The sequence below is a fragment of the Pseudolysinimonas kribbensis genome, from assembly GCF_039531715.1.
GTDB lineage: Bacteria > Actinomycetota > Actinomycetes > Actinomycetales > Microbacteriaceae > Pseudolysinimonas > Pseudolysinimonas kribbensis.
In genome coordinates this window covers 290,422-310,593 of record NZ_BAAAQO010000002.1, presented here as the reverse complement: position 1 = coordinate 310,593, position 20,172 = coordinate 290,422, and the positions used below count along the sequence as shown (strand labels likewise).

At 68.2% G+C, this 20,172-nt stretch carries 19 protein-coding genes, 2 tRNA genes and 1 pseudogene; 18 read left to right on the top strand and 4 right to left on the bottom strand.

All coding sequences use genetic code 11. From position 1 onward, the window contains the following. Positions 1–7: 7 nt before the first annotated feature. Together ABD285_RS02140 and ABD285_RS02135 are read left to right on the top strand one after the other, a co-directional pair. Positions 8–778: an ATP-binding cassette domain-containing protein gene (locus ABD285_RS02140; protein ID WP_284253647.1), complete on the top strand. Its 771-nt coding sequence runs from the start codon at positions 8–10 to the stop codon at positions 776–778. Beyond that, positions 775–2,307 (top strand): ABC transporter permease subunit, encoded by a 1,533-nt coding sequence (locus ABD285_RS02135; RefSeq protein WP_284253646.1) that lies wholly within the window; start codon positions 775–777, stop codon positions 2,305–2,307. The genes ABD285_RS02140 and ABD285_RS02135 overlap by 4 nt, the downstream gene beginning before the upstream one ends. A 42-nt stretch (positions 2,308–2,349) precedes the next feature. On the opposite strand, the gene ABD285_RS02130 is transcribed toward ABD285_RS02135, so the two are convergent. Further along, a complete protein-coding gene (locus tag ABD285_RS02130; protein ID WP_284253645.1) occupies positions 2,350–3,999 on the bottom strand; it encodes a glycoside hydrolase family 13 protein in 1,650 nt (549 codons plus the stop codon). Positions 4,000–4,142: 143 nt separating this feature from the next. Between ABD285_RS02130 and ABD285_RS02125 the strand changes: the two genes are divergently transcribed. Then, positions 4,143–4,214 (top strand) — tRNA-Thr (locus tag ABD285_RS02125). A 44-nt stretch (positions 4,215–4,258) separates the two neighbouring features. Next, positions 4,259–4,332, top strand: a tRNA-Met gene (locus ABD285_RS02120). A gap of 152 nt (positions 4,333–4,484) precedes the next feature. Here ABD285_RS02120 and ABD285_RS02115 read toward each other — a convergent pair. Beyond that, positions 4,485–5,456, bottom strand: a pseudogene (locus tag ABD285_RS02115) (tyrosine-type recombinase/integrase); the annotation flags it as partial. 51 nt (positions 5,457–5,507) lie between these two features. Continuing rightward, positions 5,508–6,068, bottom strand: a complete 561-nt coding sequence (locus ABD285_RS02110) for a helix-turn-helix domain-containing protein (protein WP_344199906.1) — start codon at positions 6,066–6,068, stop codon at positions 5,508–5,510. A 105-nt stretch (positions 6,069–6,173) separates the two neighbouring features. On the opposite strand from ABD285_RS02110, the gene ABD285_RS02105 reads away from it, so the two are divergent. The 4 genes from ABD285_RS02105 (at position 6,174) to ABD285_RS02090 (ending at position 8,141) form a co-directional block, all read left to right on the top strand. Beyond that, a complete protein-coding gene (locus tag ABD285_RS02105; protein ID WP_284253643.1) occupies positions 6,174–6,371 on the top strand; it encodes a helix-turn-helix transcriptional regulator in 198 nt (65 codons plus the stop codon). Further along, entirely contained in the window at positions 6,368–6,823 is a 456-nt protein-coding gene (locus tag ABD285_RS02100) for a hypothetical protein (protein ID WP_284253642.1), read from the top strand. The genes ABD285_RS02105 and ABD285_RS02100 overlap by 4 nt, the downstream gene beginning before the upstream one ends. Before the next feature lie 287 nt (positions 6,824–7,110). Then, positions 7,111–7,752: a ParA family protein gene (locus tag ABD285_RS02095; protein ID WP_284253641.1), complete on the top strand. Its 642-nt coding sequence runs from the start codon at positions 7,111–7,113 to the stop codon at positions 7,750–7,752. Then, positions 7,752–8,141 carry a hypothetical protein gene (locus ABD285_RS02090; protein ID WP_344199900.1) on the top strand — a complete coding sequence of 130 codons (390 nt, stop codon included), beginning with the start codon at positions 7,752–7,754 and terminating at the stop codon, positions 8,139–8,141. The genes ABD285_RS02095 and ABD285_RS02090 overlap by 1 nt, the downstream gene beginning before the upstream one ends. A gap of 1,032 nt (positions 8,142–9,173) precedes the next feature. Here ABD285_RS02090 and ABD285_RS02085 read toward each other — a convergent pair. Further along, entirely contained in the window at positions 9,174–10,022 is an 849-nt protein-coding gene (locus tag ABD285_RS02085; protein ID WP_284253639.1) for a DNA-processing protein DprA, read from the bottom strand. Positions 10,023–10,303: 281 nt separating this feature from the next. Between ABD285_RS02085 and ABD285_RS02080 the strand changes: the two genes are divergently transcribed. The 10 genes from ABD285_RS02080 to ABD285_RS02035 all read left to right on the top strand — a co-directional run. Beyond that, on the top strand, positions 10,304–12,154 hold the full coding sequence (locus tag ABD285_RS02080; RefSeq protein WP_344199895.1) for a type IV secretory system conjugative DNA transfer family protein: 1,851 nt from the start codon (positions 10,304–10,306) through the stop codon (positions 12,152–12,154). Continuing rightward, positions 12,151–13,275, top strand: a complete 1,125-nt coding sequence (locus ABD285_RS02075; RefSeq protein WP_344199892.1) for a MinD/ParA family ATP-binding protein — start codon at positions 12,151–12,153, stop codon at positions 13,273–13,275. The genes ABD285_RS02080 and ABD285_RS02075 overlap by 4 nt, the downstream gene beginning before the upstream one ends. Positions 13,276–13,287: 12 nt before the next feature. Continuing rightward, positions 13,288–13,590, top strand: coding sequence for a hypothetical protein (locus ABD285_RS02070; protein WP_284253632.1), 303 nt, complete (start codon positions 13,288–13,290; stop codon positions 13,588–13,590). Positions 13,591–13,593: 3 nt separating this feature from the next. After that, positions 13,594–14,283: a hypothetical protein gene (locus ABD285_RS02065; RefSeq protein ID WP_344199889.1), complete on the top strand. Its 690-nt coding sequence runs from the start codon at positions 13,594–13,596 to the stop codon at positions 14,281–14,283. Next, positions 14,187–15,638 carry a hypothetical protein gene (locus tag ABD285_RS02060; RefSeq protein ID WP_344199886.1) on the top strand — a complete coding sequence of 484 codons (1,452 nt, stop codon included), beginning with the start codon at positions 14,187–14,189 and terminating at the stop codon, positions 15,636–15,638. The genes ABD285_RS02065 and ABD285_RS02060 overlap by 97 nt, the downstream gene beginning before the upstream one ends. Before the next feature lie 1,300 nt (positions 15,639–16,938). Continuing rightward, the gene (locus tag ABD285_RS02055; protein WP_344199883.1) at positions 16,939–17,715 is read left to right on the top strand and encodes an ROK family protein; all 777 of its coding nucleotides are present in this window, start codon (positions 16,939–16,941) and stop codon (positions 17,713–17,715) included. Positions 17,716–17,820: 105 nt separating this feature from the next. Beyond that, positions 17,821–18,585, top strand: a complete 765-nt coding sequence (locus tag ABD285_RS02050) for a VOC family protein (protein ID WP_344199880.1) — start codon at positions 17,821–17,823, stop codon at positions 18,583–18,585. Further along, complete coding sequence (locus tag ABD285_RS02045; RefSeq protein ID WP_344199877.1) at positions 18,582–19,535, top strand: aldo/keto reductase; 954 nt, start codon at positions 18,582–18,584, stop codon at positions 19,533–19,535. The genes ABD285_RS02050 and ABD285_RS02045 overlap by 4 nt, the downstream gene beginning before the upstream one ends. A gap of 25 nt (positions 19,536–19,560) precedes the next feature. Further along, positions 19,561–19,923 (top strand): tautomerase family protein, encoded by a 363-nt coding sequence (locus ABD285_RS02040; protein ID WP_284253626.1) that lies wholly within the window; start codon positions 19,561–19,563, stop codon positions 19,921–19,923. Further along, positions 19,923–20,172, top strand: a 250-nt coding sequence (locus tag ABD285_RS02035; RefSeq protein ID WP_344199874.1) for a family 1 glycosylhydrolase, incomplete at its 3' end; no start/stop codon positions are given. The genes ABD285_RS02040 and ABD285_RS02035, both read left to right, overlap by 1 nt.

Genomic DNA, 20,172 nt, shown 5'->3' with positions numbered 1-20,172 from the left:
CGCCGTCATGGCGGAGTCATCCGAACTCCGGCCGCTCATCGAGTTGGTCGACGTCAAGAAGGGCTTCGGCCCGGTGAGCGTGCTCAAGGGCGTCGCTCTCAAGGCCTATCCGGGCAAGGTGACAGCCCTGGTGGGCGACAACGGTGCCGGTAAGTCGACCCTCATCAAGGGCCTCGCCGGCGTGCAGCCCTACGACGAGGGCCAGATCATCTTCGACGGCGAGCCCGTCACGCTGCACACCCCGCGCGACGCGTCGGCGCTCGGGATCGAGGTCGTGTACCAGGACCTCGCTCTGGCCGACAACCTCGACATCGTCCAGAACATGTTCCTGGGCCGCGAAGAGACCGAGCTGCTCACGTTCGACGAGGGCCGCATGGAGCGGGAGGCGTCCGAGACCCTGCGCTCCCTCTCGGTGCGGACCGTGAAGTCGGTGCGCCAGAAGGTCTCGTCGCTGTCCGGAGGCCAGCGTCAGACGGTCGCGATCGCGCGTTCGGTGCTCAAGAAGGCCCGACTCGTCATCCTCGACGAGCCGACCGCCGCCCTCGGGGTCGCCCAGACCGAGCAGGTGCTCAACCTCGTGCGCCGACTCGCCGAGCAGGGTGTCGCGGTCATCATCATCAGCCACAACCTGGCCGACGTCTTCGAGGTGGCCGACTACATCAGCGTGCTCTACCTCGGCCAGATGGTCGCCGAGGTCGAGACGGCGAAGACCACCCGCGACGACGTCGTGGGCTACATCACCGGCGCCAAGACGCAAGCCAGAGGAGCCGCGGCATGAGCGTGACCCACACCCCCGAGACACCGGAGCCGGGTACACCGGCCGCCACGCTCGACACCACCGCCATCGCGGCCACCGACTCCGACCTCATCGGCAGCGGCCAGGAGGGCGGGATCGTCGATCAGGCGCGCGCGTACCTCAGCCGGCTCCGCGGCGGCGAGATGGGAGCGCTTCCCGCGATCGCCGGCTTCATCGTGCTCGTCGTGCTGTTCAGCTTCCTGAGCCCGTTCTTCTTCACCGAGCGCAACTTCGCCAACCTGCTCACGCAGGCTGCGTCGCTCGTCATGCTAGGCATGGCGCTCACGTTCGTGATCCTGCTGGGCGAGATCGACCTGTCGGCCGGTGTCACCGCCGGTGTCACGATGGCGGTATTCGTGGTGCTGTCGGATCCCGGCGGTGCGCATCTGAACTGGATCATCGCCTTCCTCATCGCGCTCGCCTCGGGCCTCGCGATCGGCACGTTCATCGGCTTCTTCCGATCGCGCATCGGCATCCCATCGTTCGTCGTCACCCTGGGCCTGTTCCTGGGCCTGCAGGGCGCGCAGCTGATCATCATCGGTCCCGGCGGCCTGTACCGCATCCAGGAACCCGCGGTGCTGGCGATCCAGAACAACAACATGCCGGTCTGGATGGGCTGGGTGATGCTGCTGATCATCCTCGCGATCTCCTTCGCGACGTCGATGGTCGATCGAACCCGTCGCACCCGCGCGGGCGTTCCGAACCGCACGATCGCGCTCATGTGGGTCCGGCTCGGCGTCATTGCGGTGCTCGGCGCGGTCGTGATCTTCGCGCTCAGTCAGAACCGCGGTACCGCGTTCCTCGCCGTCACGGGCGTGCCCATCGTCGTGCCGATCACCCTGGTGATCCTGTGGATCGGCACCTTCGTGCTCGACCGCACGAAGTACGGCCGCTGGCTCTACGCGATCGGTGGCAACGAGGAGGCCGCACGTCGCGCCGGCATCAAGGTGATCGGCATCCGCTGGATCGCGTTCGTCGTCTGTTCGGGCCTCGCCGTCATCTCCGGCCTGTTCGCCGCGAGCCAGGTGGGATCCGTGGATGCCGCCTTCGGTCGCAACGACGTGCTGAACGGCGTCGCCGCGGCGGTCGTCGGCGGCGTCAGCCTCTTCGGCGGCCGCGGACGCCTCATGCACGCGGCGGTCGGCGCGCTCGTGATCTCGGTGATCACCAACGGCCTCGGCCTGCTCAACCTGCCGAGCGGTGTGAACCTCCTCGTCACCGGCGGCGTGCTGATCCTCGCCGCATCCGTCGACGCGCTCTCCCGCGTGCGAGGCACGAAGGCCGTCGAACATCCGACAGGCCCGTTCAACGTGTTCGCGATCGTCGGTTTCGTGCTGTCGTTCGTCACCGCGATCGGCGGCATCGTGCTCGGCGCGATCGCCGTCTTCCAGATCCGGGAGCACGGCGGTCGCGGTCGCGGCCTGGCGATCTGGGCCGTCGCGATCGGCATCATCGAGCTGTTGATCGCCCTCGTGATCGCCGTGACGGCGGTACTGCGCGCCCAGGGCTAGGAGGTCGGCCGGCCGGTGCTCTCGCGCGCCGGCCGGCTCACCTCAGCCGTGCAGCCAGACCGTCGTGTCGCCCGGCACGCGGATGGCGCCGTCGGTGCCCTCGACGAGAGCCTCGCTCGCCAGCAGGACGACACCGTCCGGCGCGGCGACCGGCCGGGTGCCGAGGTTCGCGAGCACCGTGACCCGGCCCACGCGGAACGCGAGCGTCTCGGGGTCGTCGCACGCGATCCACTGCAGGGTCTGCCTCGCGAGCTCGTGCTCGCGCCGGAGCCCGAGGGCGTCGCGATAGAGCCGGAGCGTGGAGCCCGGCTCGCCGTCCTGCACGTCGCGGGCGTACGCGGCCCACGTCGACGGCTGCGGAAGCCAGCTCGCCTCGCCGGGGCCGAAGCCCTGCGAGGGCGCGCCCGCGATCCACGGCAACGGCACGCGGGCGCCGTCGCGGCCGTAGTTGGCGCCGCCGGTGCGGGCGAAGGTCGGGTCCTCGCGCGCCGTGTCGGGCAGGTCGATGACCTCCGGCAGGCCGAGCTCCTCGCCCTGGTAGAGGTACGCCGACCCCGGCAGCGCGAGCATGAACAGCGTGGCGGCGCGCGCCCGGCGCAGGCCGACCACGCCATCCGGATGCCACGGCGAACGCGGACCCAGCCCCTCGCCCTGCGGGGGCGGCGGCGTGAGCGCGAGCCGGGTGCGGTGCCGGATCACGTCGTGGTTCGAGAGCACCCAGGTGGAGGGCGCGCCCACGCTCCCGAACGCGGCGAGCGACTGCGTGACCACGTCGCGCAGCGCGGCGGCCTCCCACGGTGTCTCGAGGTAGCTGAAGTTGAAGGTCTGGTGGAGCTCGTCGGGCCGCACCCACTCGGCGAGCTTGTCGAGCGGACGCACCCACGCCTCGCCGATGAGCACCCGGTCCGGACCGTACTCGGCGACCTGCCGGCGCCAGTCGCGGAAGATCTCGTGCACCCCGGGCTGCCCCCACATCGGCGCCGTGTCGTCGCCGCCCATCGAGGCCTCGTCGGCCGGCGGGGTGTAGTCCGGAAGCCCGGCGGCCTTCACGAGCCCGTGCGCGACGTCGATGCGGAAGCCGTCGATGCCGCGGTCGAGCCAGAACCGCAGCACGCCGAGGAAGAACGTCTGCACGTCGCCGTTCGTCCAGTCGAAGTCGGGCTGCGAGGTGTCGAACAGGTGCAGGTACCACTGGCCGGGGCGCCCGTCGGCCTCGGTGACGCGCGTCCACGCCGGTCCGCCGAACACCGACTGCCAGTTGTTCGGCGGCACGTCGCCGCTCGCGCCTCGGCCGTCGCGGAAGAGGTAGCGGGCGCGCTCGGGCGAGCCGGGCGCCGCCTTCAGCGCCGCCTGGAACCACGGATGCTCGCTCGAGCTGTGGTTCGGCACGATGTCGACGACGACCCTGAGCCCGAGTTCGTGCGCCCGGGCGAGCAGGCGGTCGAATCCGGCGAGGTCGCCGAAGAGCGGGTCGACGTCGGTGTAGTCGGCGACGTCGTAGCCGGCGTCGCGCTGGGGCGAGACGTAGAACGGCGAGAGCCAGACCGCGTCGGCGCCGAGCTCGGCGATCGCCTCCAGGCGGGCGGTGATCCCGTCCAGGTCGCCGACGCCGTCGCCGGTCGAGTCGCTGAACGAGCGCGGGTAGACCTGGTAGATGACGGCGGTGCGCCACCAGTCGTGCGAGGGAGACATCCGCTCGAATCTATGGCCGCGCGGGGACCTTGTCGAAACGGTCGGAACGGGGGCCGGTCGGGCATCCGGCGCCGGCCCCCGCGCGGGCGGGCGCCCGGTCGCCGGATGCTAGAGTCTTCGGGTTGCCGCGCGCGTCGCGGCGCGCCCCGATAGCTCAGTGGTAGAGCACTTCCATGGTAAGGAAGGGGTCGTCAGTTCAATCCTGACTCGGGGCTCGCGAGCCCCTGTCGGTGCACCAAGCGGCGGTGGGGGTTCCCCCGGCGGGGTAGCTCAGGTGGTTAGAGCACACGGCTCATAATCGTGGTGTCGCGGGTTCGAGTCCCGCCCTCGCTACTAGCCCGGATTTCCGGGCTTTTTAGGCGTTTCGACCCGACGTGGGAACGGCCCGAATGATCCAGTGCCCACGTTTTGCCCACAATCGAGGAACGCACGACGTCATCGAGGCGTTCGGCAACGGCGCTCAGGTCATCGTCGAAGAGGTCGGCGTAGACGTCCAGGGTCATTGCGGCGGACTTGTGACCGAGCATTTTCTGCACTGCCTTCACGTTCGCACCGGCCGACACCGCCAGGCTGGCAGCAGTGTGCCGAAGGTCATGGATCGTCATCGGAGATAGCTCCGCCAGACGTAGCGCCCTTTCGAACCAAGAACCATCCTGCTTGGTCGGTGTGATTTGGGGCTGTCCGAAGCGGCCGGGGAAGACGAGATCGTCGTCACGTCGTTCAAGGAGTGCACTCGTGATCTCATCGCTGAGGAAGCTCGGGAACGGCACCATTCGCTGTTGATGCGTCTTGGGGGTGCCGACGATGACGAAGCCCTTGACGTAGACCGCGTTCTGGCGAACCCAGAGTCTGTTTCTGTCCAGGTCCACATCCTTCACGCGAAGTCCGGATGCTTCGCCCCATCGGAGGCCTGTGTAGGCGAGCAGCTTGACTAGCGTTCCCCTCGATCCCGATTCAGAGGCGAGCCTGAAAACCTCCTCGTGGGAAAGGTAATTGTGTTCCCTGCGCTCACGAGCCGGCAGCCTGATCCCCCTAGCCGGATTGTTCGAGATCTTCCGGTCACGGACTGCGGCTTCCAGGACGGCCGACAGAATGCCGTGACAGCGGTGGATCGTCGCGGGTGAGAGGGGTCGACCGCGGTCCGGCCTGCGAAGTTCGACGACCCAGGCCTCGATGTCGCTTCGACGGACCTTCCCGATCTGCACCGAGCCCCAGTGGGGTCGAACGTGCAGTCGCCAAGCCGATTCCATCACGGCCAACGAGGAAGGCTTGAGGCCCGATCGGGACGCGAGCCAAGCGTCTCCCACCGTTGCTATGGTCGCGCGCGCCAGCGCTGGATCGATGAACGTTCCTGCTGAGCGACCTATCGCGATCTCAGCGAGGAAAAGTTCAGCTTCTCGCTTCGTTTTGAAACCGCGCTTGTCAGTCTGCGAGTTGTCCGGCTTGCGGTAGCGCACTCGGTAGCGTCGGCCGCCATTGGTGTCATAGGGCTCGATCGTGGCCACGGTTCAGATGTCCCACCCTGCCGAAGTCAGGAACTTCCGAAGTTGATCGATTTCAACCTCGGCTGCGGCCCGCCGACGATTCATTCCGTCCTGGAGTTCACCGTTGTGAGTCGACTCGATTCGTTGCACTGTCTCCAGCCGCGAGAGCTCCCGTTCCAAGACACGAAGCTCTCGGAACGCCTGCAGTTCAGCTCGGTCAACCCGTTCGTCACTCGACCCCGCAACGTAGGTGGCGGAAGGCAAGGCGCTCAACCATGCATCGAATTCGGCGGAGCTCATGCCCTCGAACATGGGCCCAAGCCCGGGCAGGTCTAGGGGGGCGTTCGGTCGTGACATCGGCGCGAGGAGAAAGCTGACGGGCACCTTCAGGACCCTTGCGATGTTCAGTACCTGGCTGACGTCGAGGTCGGCCTTCCTGCCTGACTCGATATTGGCGAGGACGGCTTGCGAGATACCGGTACCTGCGAGAGCTGATTCGAGCTCGGCGACCGATCGATAGCCCCTGGACCGACGGGCTGCCGCGATGCGGGAGCCGATGCTGCCCGCTGCCGCATAGTCCGCCATTTCGACACCGTATCGCGCGCAGGCGCGCCGACTTGACAAAACTTGCACCATGTCACTATGACATTAATAACACGCAATCACTGTCATTTTGACAAGGAGAGTTTGATGGACGACGATTACTTGCCGCCAATTGCGGTTCAGGACCTCACCGGAGTCTCGATCGCCGCGCTCGCGCAGCTTCGGCATCGAGGGCTTGGGCCGCGCTACTACAAGCCAACGCCTAGGACGGTCCTTTACAAGCGGTCCGAAGTCGTTGCCTGGATTGAGGGCAGCGTCAGGCAGGGCATTCGGGAATTGGCGTGAGGAGCCTCGAGCAGATCCCAGGTGTCGATGTGGGGCTCTACGCGGCCAAGGGCGCGGTGATCGTCGCGGCGCGGCTGGAGCTGGGGAACACGGCTGCTCGGCTGTTCCTGCATATGGCTCTGGAGTGCTGGGACGACGAGGACAATCCGGCTGGCGCCGCCCCTCGTCGTTATTTCGGTCGGCGGGAGTTCTCCGCGATCGCCCTCGGCTTCCAGGCTCCCGAGAACGGATCGGAATCGGCGTTCCGCGCCGTGAAGCGGGCTGTCAAGGAGCTCGTGGACAAGGGCGCGATCAGGCGCGTGCGGCATGGCGGCAACGGCATGGCAGCCGAGTACGAGCTGCAGGTGCCGATAGCGAGACAGCGCCGTGCGCGGGGCGACACGTATCTGTTCCCTGTGGACAGCTCGGGGCAGGGGGCGACTCGGCCGCCCGTGCAGCGGGCAAGTTTCTAGCCCTCTGAGGGGGCAGTTTTGTCGACCAGCAGGGGGCGAGAAATCGGTCCCCTTTGAGAGCAGGAGGGAATCAGGATGACCAGCTACCGAGCAGCAGGCGCGACCGGTGAACGGACTGATCTCTGCCGCGTGGTGATTCCGAACCTCGGACGTTCGGAACTTCGTCGGGTTGGGAGTTTCGGACTTCGTGAGGTGCGGAGTTCGGATGTCGCGAGGTTCCGGACGTCGGGACTCGCGTGGTGGAGAAGTTCGGGAGTTCCGCACTGCGGGAGATTGGAAGTGCGCAAATGAGGATCGTCGCGATCGCGAACCAGAAGGGTGGCGCCGGAAAGACCACCACCACCATGAACCTCGCCGCCGTCGCGGCCGAGCACTCGAGAGTGCTCGTGATCGATGTCGATCCGCAGCAGTCGACGAGCTGGTGGGCGGCTGCGGCCGGCGACCGCCTTCCGTTCGACTTTGCTGCCGACACGACCGTGGCGAACTTGTCGCGGATGCGGGACCTGCCCTACGACCTGGTCTTCGTGGACACCCCGGGCAACCTCACCGATAGCGACATCCTCGGCTCGGTGTTGGCGGCGTCAGACTTCGCGATCATCCCGACGGAGCCGGAGGCGCTGTGCGTGCCGCCGATGGTCCGCACGATCCGCGAGCTGGTCCAGCCCTCCCGCACGTCGTTTCGAGTGCTGCTCTCGAAGATCGACATGCGTGTCCCGGGTCAGCTGGAGGACGCGGAGCGGCTGGTGGATGAGATCCAGTTGCCAAGGTTTCGGCGCGCGATCCGCCGCTACAAGATCCACTCCGACGCGCCCATCGAGGGGCTGGTGGTGACCCAGTACCCCGAGGCGCGGCAGACGATCAAGGCGATCGATGACTACCGCGCCGTCGCGCTGGAGCTCATGTCTCTGTGGGCGAATGGGGACGCCTGATGGCGCGCGCCGACCTGTCGAGCCTGCTCGGCCGGCTCCCCGCTGATGAGCCACGATCAACCCCGGCAGCGGTGCCGGCTACTCCCCCGGAGGTCTCGCATCGAGCTGAGCCGAAGCCGCGCCGGGTGCCCACGGAGACCCGGATGGAGTCGTCGTCTGGCTCGCCTGAAGCGCGCTATCTCGGTTTCGTGCGGAAGGACATTCGGCTGCGGGACGACCAGCTCGAGGCGTTGACAGTGCATGCGCGGCGCTTGAATCGTGCCAAGCGCAACACGGGCGTGCGCATCACGGAGAACACCCTGATCCGTGTCGCCATTGACGTGTTACTCGCGCGGGTCGAGAAGGTTGCCGGCGACGATGAGGCGGCGCTGTTGAGGTCGTTGCGGTGACTAACTTTCAATCGTCACTTGAGCCGAATTCGGGATCTCGGCGTGTCGTTCTACCCCCGTCTGGGGGTGGCGGGGTGACGCTGTCGGCAAGTTGCTTTTGTCGTTGGGGTAGGCGTCGACGGCGACTAGGCGAACGACAGTTTTTGGGGGTTTCTTGTCTGTGCCACCACCCGTCTCGGCCTGCGGCCGCGTCCCAACCTCTCCCACCCACCGTGAGTGTCTACGAGAGGTTGGGACATACAGACGGGTGGTGGCACAGACAAGAAAAAGCAGTGGTGGTTTGCAGGCAGAGGGCGATCGGACCGGAGGGGAGTGAGCTCCGCGTGGTGCAGTTGACGGTTCGCGATGAGGCGATGTTGGAGTGGCTGCGATCGGTGAGGTTGGCCGATACCGAGGCGATCCGGTGGGCGCTCCCGGCGGTGCCTGGAGGTGGTGTCGAGGTGGCTCCGGTGCATCTGCGGAAGGCGCAGCGGTGGGTTGCCCGGATGCATCAGGTGGGGCTGGTCGAGCGTGGCCGGCTGTCGTCTCACGGGAACTTCATCGTGTGGCCGAGCCACCATGCGACGGGGCGACCGGGGCCGAACTTGTTTCGGCAGACCACTCGCCATGAGCTCGCGGTGGCGTTGACGTCGGCGCGGTTTTTGGGGCGCGGGTATCGGTGGACGCGGGATCGTCGGCCGATGTCGCTGCAGGATCACCAGGCGGACGGTGTCGCGATGAAGCAGGGGTCGCTCGAGTTGATCGAGGTGGAGCTGACCCCGAAGGTCAGTGACCGATATCGGGGCATCTTCCGCAATCACGCTGAACGGCTCACGAGCTCGGGGGTGACCCGCGTGGTGTATCTCGGGACCGAGGATGCAGCGCGGATGGTGCTGCGCGAAGCGGATGTGCACCTGTTCCGCGACTTGCGTCCGAGGGTGGTCGCGTTGCCGGTGTTCAACGTGCACGGCGAGTGGGTCGGCGCGGATGATGCGCCGTGGGCGGATCATCGGAGCTGTGGGATCGGGGCATCGCATGAGCGCGATGCGAAGTTCAGACCAGTCGCTCGACCTCGGCCAGCGTCTGGATCAGTGGCGCTCCGAACTGCTCCTGCAGTCGGTTCCCGCCCGCACGCCCCTCGCTGCCGCCGACGACACCGAGCGGCCGCGCCAGCGCGTGCGCGGCAATGCCGGTGCGCATTGCACCGGACCCCGCCTCACCGCCGGCGACGAGGACCTTGCCGGCGAGGGCCGCAAGGATGACCGGTGTCCGCAGCGCCGAGGCGAGGACGACCGGCAGCAGGGGCGGGTTCTCGCTGATGACGACTTCGCCGCGCGCGTGGCCTTCGCGGGCGGTCGTGGCGACGGTGACCAGAGGCGCGTCCATCGCGAGCGTGGACTGGTGCGCGAGATTGTCCACTCCCGGGCGCGCGGCCGTGGCGACGGTCCACCCATCGCCGGCGATCCGTGTGGTGAGGTCGATGACGTCGTGGCGCAGCCACGGATCCGGGCAGGTGCTCCCGGTGACGACGACGGGAAGATCGTGCAGCGCCGCGCCGCTGCCCGAGGCCCACAACGCAACCGGTGCGGCGGTGCCGAGTACCTCCACCTGCGCGGGCCATTCGTCGTGGCCGGGGGTGAGGATGCGGTAGCCGCGCTGAATCGTGATCTCCAACACCGCGGCGACGGTGTGGCCGCCGCCCAGAGCGCGCAGGCGCGTGGAGATGTCGGCGGGGAGTTCGAGGAACGGGTCGTTGTCGTAGGCGGCGGCGACCAGGTCGACGGCGGAGCCGCGGTCGCGGATCGCAGCGCCAATGTGACGGTTGCCGCCGAGGCCCGCGGTGGCGAGCGCGACGCGTGCGCATACCTCGGGGGACGGGAGCCGAGTGTCGGTGGTGGGCATGGTGGGGTCCTCTCGGATCGATCGTTTTGTTTGCCTTCCGGCACAGAGATCGAGAGGGAGCAAGCAACGCGAAGTGCGCGGTCGTGGAATACCGGACCAAGCGCAGCGCGGGAGGATATGCCGCGAAAGCCGGGCACGCAGCGGCAGCAGCGACGTACGATCGCCGGCCGGAAAGGTCAAACCCCTCCGCCCCGCAGGGGCGGCCCCTCGCTCCGCGCCTGCTCCGTCAGGCGCCCGGCGAGCCTCCGTGCGAGCCGCTCGGACCTGGGCTGGAGCATCCGGTGACCGGGGCGCAGCAGACCACCCCGGCCGCGCAGGGACAGGGCGCTGTCGAGGACCTGATCGAGAAGGTCGTCATCGCCGCCGCCGTGATCGCCGCGGTTATGGTGGCGCTTCCGCTGGTGATACCCGTGGTCGTGACGCGGGTGGCGGGGGAGCAGATCGCCACCCGAGCCAGGTTCTGGATGACGTCCCGCCGCCAACCGGTCACCGCGCCGGTCGGCATCGCCCTGGTCCTGGCGCTCATCGGGGTCGAACTGACGCTGCTGGTGGCCGGGATCCGCGACGGGCAAATCGCGTGGCGACTCCACCTGGTCGTGCAGCTTCTGCCGTGGGCGATCGCCAACCTCGTCTCCGGGCTGCTGCTGCTTCCCGCAGCGTGGTTGCTGCACCGGCGAAGGATCGCCGAGCTCGTGCGGACGCGTCGGATCTCGGACGTGATCCGGCAGACGCGGATCGAGGCCGCCCGCAAGCGCGCCGCCGACGCCGTGTCGGCCGCGCGGATCGGCGTCACCGTTCATCCGGCGACCGGAAAGATCACCGGCACACGTAAGGGGCTGGTCACTGCGCCGCACACCACTCCTGCGGGGGAGGCATTCGCGTTCGTGACCCGCCCCACCGTGACGACCGTTGTGGAGCGGTTCCTCGAGCGCCGCCAGGTCCGAGACTGGATCTCGCCGGCCGGCGATCTGCTCGTGCTGCCGCGGACATCGTCCGCGGTGCGAGCGCTCGTGATCGCCGAGTCCGGTTCCGGCAAGACCGTGCTGCTGGACTCGGTGATCCTGTGCGCCCTCGAGTACGGGTGGCCAGTGTTCTTCCTGGACGCCAAGGGCGACCCAGCGGACGCGGCTCACCTCGCCGCCCTCGCTGCCTCGCGCAGCAAGACGGCAGAGGTCGCCGGCGCCTGGAACCTTTTCAACGGCACCGCGGACCAGATCACCGCAAAGCTGATGCGCCTGATGCCGTCACCCGACGGAGCCAACCAGCACTACCTCGACGAGATCCGCGGCGTCCTGCAGGCTGTCCAGGACGCCTCACCGGTCGCCTCGGTCGAGGACCTGCGGGAGCGGCTCAAGCGACCCGGTCCGTGGGTGCGGGACCAGTACGACCTCGACATGGTCACCGCCCCGGTGGACCGCACCGGCAACCAGACCTCCGGCACCCGCGCGCTGCAAGCGCTCCTCGTCGCGCTCCGGCCGTTGGAGAAGTATCTCGACGCCGTCGGGTGGTCGTACGACAGGCCGACCGCAGACGTCACGGTGGTCCCCCTGTCACCCGTCGATGACGCGCAGGCACGGCTGGGGGATCTGCTGCTGCTGGATCTTCGCAACTACCTCGCCTCCCGCCTGGCGCGCGGCGACAAGTCGCCGGTGCTGGTGGTCGTGGATGAGTTCCCGCAGCTGGTCACCGACACGTCCGACCCCGGGGACACTGCGGGGAGCCTTTTCGAGACCGCGCGCTCCGCCGGCGTTGGACTGGTCTTGGCCACTCAGTCTCCAGCTGGGCTCTCCAACGACGAGATCCGCCGCCGCCGGGCCCTGACCTCCGGTGCCGCTCTGGTCTTCGGGCGCTCCAAGGATCCGGAAGACGTCGTCAAGTACGCCGGCACGGTCATGCAGATGGAGTCTTCCGGCGCCGCCACCGGCGAAGAACTCCGATCCGCCCGAGCACAACACACGTACGTCATCCCACCGCAGGACGTCCGCGAAGCAGCCGACGGGGCCTTCTGGCTCGTGCAGGGCGGAGCGATCGCCCCCTTCCGCGCCCTCCCGCAAGCCACCCCAGAGCTCGGAGCAGCCGCTTCGTCGAACACCACTGCCACCTCACGTGGAGAAGAGGAAGGAATCGAATGAGCACGACCGCACCCTTTCGGGGCGCCGCCCGCGCTGCCGCCTACGTCGAAGAGGACACCGCCCGGCGGCGTCCCGCCGACCCCGCACCTCCCGTCGAACCTTCGGATGCGGCGCTCGACGAAGTCGACGAAGTCGACACCGCGTCGGGATCGATCGAGGAGATCGATGTCGCGTCCCTCACCGCCACGGACACCTCGCCGATCGCTCGGACCGGGGTGCGCGGCCTGATCGCCCGCACCGGCGTCAAGCTCGCACCCGGCAGGTCCGAGCTGGCAGCTCTCGCGCGTGCTGCGCGGTTGAAGGCGGACGAGGACGTGATCCGGCAGACGACCTGGCCGCGCGCGGTCGGGATTTTGGTCGCGAACAGGAAAGGCGGCGTCGGGAAGACGCCGACCTCACTGATCCTGGGCGGCATCCTGGCCTCCATCCGCGGCGGTTCCGTCGCCGTCATGGAGGTCTCCGACGACCCCGGCACCCTCACCTACCGCACCGAGGGCAACCCGACTCGCGGTATCGGCGAGCTCGTCGTCGACCACGACCAGATCCGATCCGCAGGTCAGCTCGCCTCCTACACGGCCCCGCAGACCTCATTCGCGTCCGTCATCGGCACCACCGGCGTTCGCCCGCAGCTCGTCGCGACGGACGTCCTTCACGCGGCGGCGGTGGTAGACGAGTTCTACGCGATCCGCGTCATGGACTCCGGCAACCAGCCCTCCAGCAGCGCCTTCGACGGCGCCCTCGCCGCCACCGATGCGCTCGTCATCCCGGTCCTGAACTCCGCCGAAGCAGTCCTGGAGGCCATCTCCCTCCTGGACTACCTCCGCGCCGGTGGTACCGCGAACCGTCGGCTCGCGGACACCGCGACCATCGTGCGGCTGATCGACGGGCGCGCCGAGAACCCGCAACTGAACGAGCGCCTGTCGAAGCTGCTGCAGCAGCACCGCGTCGAGCAGGTGTTCGAGGTCCCGTTCGATGCGCACATCGCCGAACGCGGCCCCATCACACTCGCCAAGCTCGCACCCGCCACCCGAGATGCGTTCACGCACCTCGCTGCCGGCATCGTGCAGACCATGCAGAACCAGCCCATCGCCACGAAGCCGACCACCGGCACCAAGAACTAGAGGAGATCAGGAATGCACGCCATCGTCCACATCATCGACAACCCGCTGAACGGTTTGCTGCCGAACTTCTCGATCTTCGGCGTCCAATTCACCGCCCTCTGGCAGAAACTCCTTGCCGGAGCCTGGGGAATCGCGATCGTCGCCGCCGTCATCTTCCTCATCATCGGCATCGCATCTATGGCCACCGCTTCCGCGGCAACGAACCCGATGGAGTACAAGGTCGGCCGTCAGAAGACGGTGTGGGCGGCGATCTCGCTGGGGCTGCTCGCTGCTCTCGCGGTGATCGTCGGGGCGATCCTCGCTGTGTTCTCATAAGCCATGACCCTCGCCCCCACTCGTCCTCGTCGTCCGCGCTGGCCATGGATCGTCGGAGTCGTCCTCGTCGTCATCGTCGTTGCGGTGGCCATCACCCTCACGGTGGCGATGCACCCCTCGGCGAGCCCGTCGCCCTCGAAGACCCCGACCGCAACCGCGACGGCCAGCCCATCCGCAGGTGTCGCGCCGACCGGGTGCTTGGGCGGCAGCAACCGCGACAACACCATGCTGTTGGCCGCCCAGAAGACAGCGCCCCATACGACCAACGGGGCAGTCGAGTTCGCCGCCGCGGTGGTCCGTTGGACGTTGCGTCATCCGACGGCGACAGCAGATGAGGCGGACGCTGTGGCGCCGCAGATCATCGCCAGCGACGCAAGCCCGGACTTCAAGGACCTCGGTGCCGCCGTCACCCAAAACCAGAACCCGTCGGGCGGCGCCGTCGCCGATGGCACCGACTTCTACGTCTCCACCGCACCCGGCGTCTACTACGTCGACAGCGCCGCACCCGACAAGGTCACGGTGTCCATCGGTGCCGGCTACGTCATCGGAGGTGCCGTGAATCCGCAATTGCGGACCTCTACGACCTACGTCCTCGAGTGGGAAGACGGGGGCTGGCGCGTACAGAGCGGGAGCCTTGCCCACACCACCGAGGACCTCTTCAAGATCGGAACACCATTCACCGGGGGGTGCTGATGGCAGACAACGGCTCGAACTGCGACAACCTCTTTACCTGCGTCTCGACAGGTGTCGGAAACGTGGCGAACGGAATCGGGGACGCGGTGAACGGCGCCGCCGGCGCCGTCTCCTATTGGTCCGACCCATGGGGCAACACCTACGAGGCCCTCCGCGACGCCGCGAAAGGGCTCGCCACGCAGCTTCTTCCGCAGCTGACCTCCGCGACGCTGCCGGATCTCACGGTCGACTGGTTCGTGAAGGCCTACGAGATCTCCTTCGCCACGGCGATCTTCGCCGCGATCCTCCTTCTCATTCCGCAGATCCTCCGCACCGCGCGAGGAGCGCAGAGCGGGCGCGACCTCGTCGAGTCGATCGGAATGTACTTCCCCCTGTTTCTTCTCGGGGCGATGTTCGGGCCCGCGATCGGCGGGCTGCTGGTCACCTTCTTCGGCGCCCTCTCTGACTCGTTCGCAGCGTGGGGCATCACCTCGACCGTCGATGAGGTGAACAAGCAGTTCACTCAGATGCTCAGCGACGCTGACGGCACGGGCATCGCCGGCGGCGTCCCGGTCGCGGTGCTGCTGATGTTCCTCATGCTCTGCGCCTTGTTCTTCGTGCTGCTCGTATTGATCGTCCAACTGGTCGCTCTCTACTTCACCGGCGTTCTCATTCCCCTCGCCCTGGTGTGGATCATCGATCCGGGACGGCGTCAGTTCGGCATGCGACTGGTGGGGTTGTGGATCGGCGTGCTCGCCGCGCACCCGCTGCTGTTCTTCCTGCTCGGATTCGCGTTCAACATGCTTGGCGGCTCCATCGACTTCCTCGGAAACGACGCGTCGCTGCAGAAGCTGGTGCAGCTGCTCGCCGCGATCATCGCGATGTTCATCGCCGGCGCCAGCCCGCTGCTGCTGATGAAGTTCGCCCCGATCATCCCGACCGGCTCCGGAGGAAGCCAAGGCCCGGGCGTGCGGCCCGGCTCCTGGGGGCCATCGAGCATGAGCGATGCCCTCGACCGCTACCGCAGCTCCAGTGGTGGGAGCCCGACGCCGGCGATGGCCTTCGGTGGCGGAGGCGGGGGGAGTGCGCCTACGGGCAGCGATGCCGCGTCCTCCGGAGGTGGGTCACTCAGCGCGGCCGCGTCCCGCGCCGCAACAGGAGCGAGCGGCGGGGGCGCAGTGGCGGGCGGCACCACGGGAGCTGGCGGCATCGCCGCGACCGGCGCCGCGGAATCCGCGACCGGAGCCGGTGCCGCGATCGGTGTCCCGACCCTCATCGCTGCAGGGGCGATGGCCGCAGGGAGCGCCGTCGGGTCAGTCGCTCAGGCGGCGAGCGACCACGCCGTCGCCACCATGGGCGAGTCGGGAGAAAACTGACCGATGACCGACACCCATACCCCGGCCGACGAGCTCACCAGCTCCGGCGTCGATCGCCAGATCGGTGGAGAGCGAGCACACCGCGGCTTCTTTGGCGGCACCCAACCCAAGGGGCGGGTCATCGGCCTGGCGATCGCCTTTCTGGCGATGCTGGTACTCACTCCCGTGCTCGGTATCTGGGGCCTCGCGATCGCTGTGGCCCTGGGCGTTACGGTGATCCTCGTCACCCTCCGCACCCATCGCGGATCTCTGATCGAGCGCCAGGTCCGACGACGGCGGTGGCGGCAGCGTCAGCTGGCGGGCACGGATCGATTCGAGCCGTTCGACCAAGCCCGCTGGGACCAAATACAGGCGGCAGCCCGCTCCGGCACCAAGCCCGAGCGCGCCAGCGCGGCGCGAGAGCTGGCCGCGATGCGCACCCACCCGGATGGCGCCGACGGGATGGGGTGGCTGCAATCCAGCTCCCGCGAACCCGGGATCGCATGGCATGCGCCACTCGGCGAGGAGCCCTACCTCTCCGTCGTCTTCGCGGTCACCGGGCAAGCACACGGTGTCGAGTCCGCATCTGCGATGCGCCGCGCAGCCGAGGCGTGGGGATTGTTCCTCGCCTCCCGCGCCGCACCCACCAACCTCATCGGCGAGATCCAGACCCTCACCCGAGTGTTACCGGCCGACTCGGCCCTGCAGGAGTTCTGGATCCTCGAGTCCCTCGACGACACCGTCCCCGCGGACGCGATCGCCTCCTACGACGACGTTCTCCGGCTCACCGGGATGGATGCGATGGTGCAGCGGCACTACATCACCGCTCGATGGCCGCTCGGCGCGGCGTTCATGGACGCGGCTCGCAAGTACGGCGCCGGCCGGGACGGATGGCGAGGACTCATGCGGCAGGAGATCGCCTCCACACTCCGCGGCCTCACCGACGCGCGCCTGGGCGAGGTCGAGGCCCTGACGGCTCGGAAGGTCGTAGCGGTGATGCAGCATCAGCAGAACCCGAGCCGCCCCATCGACTACCTCCCCGACGTCGAACCCACCCGCCTTGGGCTCCGCTCTCGGGATGAGTTCTCAGCCACCGTGGTCAGCGACCGCGATCCCGTCAGCGGGGAAGCCGTGGAGTGGTGGCACCGAACCGCCGCGATCCGGTCGGAGGACCTCGCGGTCGGATCCCGAAACCAGCTCTGGACCCTGGATCTGCTGATCGGGTCCGACATCCAATTCGTCCGGTCGATCTCCTTCCACCTGCGTCTGATCCCCAAGGGCGACGCCAAAGCGGCCGCCCGCAACGACCTGGTCCGCGACCGTGCCGACCTGCGGTCCGACCTCGAGCGAGGTCGAATCGTCAACGACGAACGCCGAGGAGTGGGAGACCTTCGCCGTGGTCGACGCGCTCGCCGCGTCGTCCGGGCTCTCGGTCGTGCGCGAGAACGACGCGGCCTGCGCGGCCATTGGGCAGTTCTGGGTCGGCCGGCTGTCGGCGGCGCAGAGCTTCGCGACCCTCTACATGGCGACCGGATTCGGTTGCGGCATCGTCGAACACGGGGCACTCGCGCGCGGCGCCTCGTCGAACGTCGGCGAGATCGGGCACATGGTCGTCGAGGTAGACGGGCCTCCGTGCTGGTGCGGATCCCGTGGGTGCCTGGAGATGCTCGCCGCCCCGCGTCGGGTGATCTCCCTCGCTATGGCCGATCCGGCGCTGGCCGCCCGACTCGAGTTGTCAGGGGCCGAGGCCGACGTCCGACGCGACTTCGCGGCCGTCGGACGCGCCGCCGCGCAGGGCGACGCCGCCTGCGCGACCCTGATCGAGGGCTCGGCGCGGTACGTGGCGCAGGCGATGCTCTCCGTGGTCAATCTGCTTGACCTCGATCGCGTTTACCTAGCGGGCCCGGGCTTTGCCGAGGCGGGTCCCATCTACCTCCAAGTCATCCGCGACGTCGTCACGCGGTTCGCGCGCACCCGCGACATCCACGGCGTTGAAGTCGTCCTCTCCGATCCGGCGCGCGATGCCGCGGCGGTCGGCGCGGCGGCCCTCGCCCTGCAGCAGTCCCTGACCCCGCACATGGTCGTCGGCAGGGACTGATCGGACGGACCTTCTCGACGCAGTCGTTGCGGTCGGTGAACTAACTATCATAAAGTAAGAAAGGACGCCGACTCGAGCGCTCCCTCAATGGCGAAGGGCCCTGGCGTGACGATCCGATCCGTGCTCCTAAATGTCCGAGACGTCGCTCGCTCGGTGGACTTCTACACACGGTTCCTCGGCGCGGTCCCTCTCAGTGCCGTGACCCCGTCCGGGGCGGACCTCGATCTGGTCACGGGAACGCTCCGGCTGCGTCACGTCGAACAGCCGGCGGAATCCACGTGGGTCGCCGATGATCTGCACGCCGGATTTCGGCACGTCGGGTTCAAGGTGGCCTCCCTCGAGCCGCTCGTCACCCGGTTGCGCGACGCCGACGTGTCGTTCCACCTCGAGCCCATCGACGCCGAGGGCGGTGTGCGCATCACCTTCTTCTACGACCCCGACGGCACGCTCCTCGAACTGGTGGAGGGTGCGCTGCAGTATCACGAGGTGTTCGATCGAGACGCGGTCGACGAGGACTGGGCGGCAGGAGTGCCGGACCGCCCACGACTTGACCACGTCGCCGAGACGGTGGCCGATCTCGACCGGACGCTCGCCTACTACGGCGGTCTCGGCTGGCGGCACATGGCCGGCATTCATCAGCCCTCCGACCCGCGGGGTTTCGAGATCGCGTACGTGCGTTCGGGAGACTTGGTGCTCGAGGTCTTCACGTTCGCGCGGGCCGAGCTCCTGCCCGCGCGTCCGCTGCTCGACGCCACCGGATTCCTCGGCATCGAGCTGGATCCGGCCCCCGAGGGGGGCGAGCCCACTGTAGATGGATGGAGCGTCAGCACGGACCCGGACGGCCTCCTCCTACTCTCGGCGCGTCGATGAGCGGTCGGCTGCCCGATCGGGAGCTTGGATCGACCGGTCTCGTGCTCTCGTCGGTGACGCTCGGCGGCGGGCCGCTCGGCAGCATGCTCGAGAACTTTGGATACGAGGTCGCCGAGGAGCAGGCGATCGAGCTGGTGGGCGACGTCCTGCGCAGCGAGATCCGCACGATCGACACCGCGAACGGCTACTCGGCGGGGCGCAGCGAGCGCCGGATCGGCACCGCGATCGCCCGCTTCGGACTACCCGACGACGTCGTCGTCGTCACCAAGGTCGACGCCGACGGACGGGACTACTCCGGCGACCGGGTGCGCGCCTCGCTGCGTGAGAGCCGGGAGCGCCTCGGGTTGCCCGGGCCGCTGCCGCTCGTCCACCTGCACGATCCCGAGTTCCACGACTTCGCGGACCTCACCGCGCTGGGCGGAGCGGTCGACGCTCTCGTTGAGGCGCGGGAGAGCGGCGCCGTCTCGCACATCGGGCTCGCGGGGGGTCGCGTTCAGGACATGCGGCGCTATCTCGACCTGGGCGTCTTCGACGTGCTCCTCGTCCACAACCGGTGGACGCTCGTCGACCGGAGCGGGGGCGACCTCATCGACGACGCGCTCGAACGCGGCGTGGGCGTCGTGAACGCAGCCGTCTTCGGCGGTGGCATCCTCGCCGACGACTCCGGACGCGCGACGGGCTACGGCTACCGGCCGGCGCCACCCGCGACCCTCAAGGCGATCACCGCGATGCGGGACGCGTGCACGCGATGGTCGACCGATCTGCGGACGGCCGCGCTGCGGTTCTCGACCCGTGATCCGCGGTTCGCCTCCACCATTGTGGGCATCAGCAAGCCGGAGCGGGTCGAGCCGACGATCGCGGCGGCCAGCGCCGACCTCCCCGACGGCCTCTGGGAGGAGCTCGAGTCGCTCCTCCCGCCTCGCGCGCATTGGCTCGACTACCGCGACTGACCCGATCCCCACAGGAGAGAACTTCATGCCCTTGGTCCGCGTCGACATTCACACGCATCTGGCCCTGCGCCGGACGGAACTCAGCGCCGCCATCCACTCCGCTCTCGTCGACGGGTGGGAGATGCCGGCCGACGACCTCTTCCAGATCTTCACGGTGCACGAGCCCGGCGACCTGTTCTACAGCCGCACGTATCCGGATGCGGAACGCTCCGACATCATCCTCATTCAGATCCTCGCCTTCACCGGGTATAGCCCGGAGGTGAAGCAACGAGGTGCGGCTCTGATCGCGGACCGGATCGCGGCGCTCGGGCTGCGCCGCGATGACGTGTTGATCGCGCTCTCCGAGAACGGAGACGGCGACTGGCTGGCTCCGGCAAAGGAGGCATGATGCGCCGCGCCGACCTGCCGACGGACTTCGTGTGGGGCACCGCGACCGCGTCGTACCAGGTGGAGGGCGCCGTCCACGAGGGCGGACGGGGCATCAGCATCTGGGATACCTTCGCGCGACGTCGCGGCGCGATCGCCGACGGCTCCACCGGCGACGTCGCCGATGATCACTTCCACCGCTATCGGGAGGACATCGCGCTCATGCGCGACCTGGGCGTGGGTGCGTATCGGTTCTCCATCGCGTGGCCCC

Bases quoted from the DNA above. Each gene is read 5' to 3' on its own strand.
- ABD285_RS02140 (WP_284253647.1), top strand. From the start codon at position 8: ATGGCGGAGTCATCCGAACTCCGGCCGCTCATCGAGTTGGTCGACGTC.
- ABD285_RS02135 (WP_284253646.1), top strand. From the start codon at position 775: ATGAGCGTGACCCACACCCCCGAGACACCGGAGCCGGGTACACCGGCC.
- ABD285_RS02130 (WP_284253645.1), bottom strand. From the start codon at position 3,999: ATGTCTCCCTCGCACGACTGGTGGCGCACCGCCGTCATCTACCAGGTC.
- ABD285_RS02110 (WP_344199906.1), bottom strand. From the start codon at position 6,068: ATGGCGGACTATGCGGCAGCGGGCAGCATCGGCTCCCGCATCGCGGCA.
- ABD285_RS02105 (WP_284253643.1), top strand. From the start codon at position 6,174: ATGGACGACGATTACTTGCCGCCAATTGCGGTTCAGGACCTCACCGGA.
- ABD285_RS02095 (WP_284253641.1), top strand. From the start codon at position 7,111: ATGAGGATCGTCGCGATCGCGAACCAGAAGGGTGGCGCCGGAAAGACC.
- ABD285_RS02090 (WP_344199900.1), top strand. From the start codon at position 7,752: ATGGCGCGCGCCGACCTGTCGAGCCTGCTCGGCCGGCTCCCCGCTGAT.
- ABD285_RS02085 (WP_284253639.1), bottom strand. From the start codon at position 10,022: ATGCCCACCACCGACACTCGGCTCCCGTCCCCCGAGGTATGCGCACGC.
- ABD285_RS02075 (WP_344199892.1), top strand. From the start codon at position 12,151: ATGAGCACGACCGCACCCTTTCGGGGCGCCGCCCGCGCTGCCGCCTAC.
- ABD285_RS02070 (WP_284253632.1), top strand. From the start codon at position 13,288: ATGCACGCCATCGTCCACATCATCGACAACCCGCTGAACGGTTTGCTG.
- ABD285_RS02065 (WP_344199889.1), top strand. From the start codon at position 13,594: ATGACCCTCGCCCCCACTCGTCCTCGTCGTCCGCGCTGGCCATGGATC.
- ABD285_RS02045 (WP_344199877.1), top strand. From the start codon at position 18,582: ATGAGCGGTCGGCTGCCCGATCGGGAGCTTGGATCGACCGGTCTCGTG.
- ABD285_RS02040 (WP_284253626.1), top strand. From the start codon at position 19,561: ATGCCCTTGGTCCGCGTCGACATTCACACGCATCTGGCCCTGCGCCGG.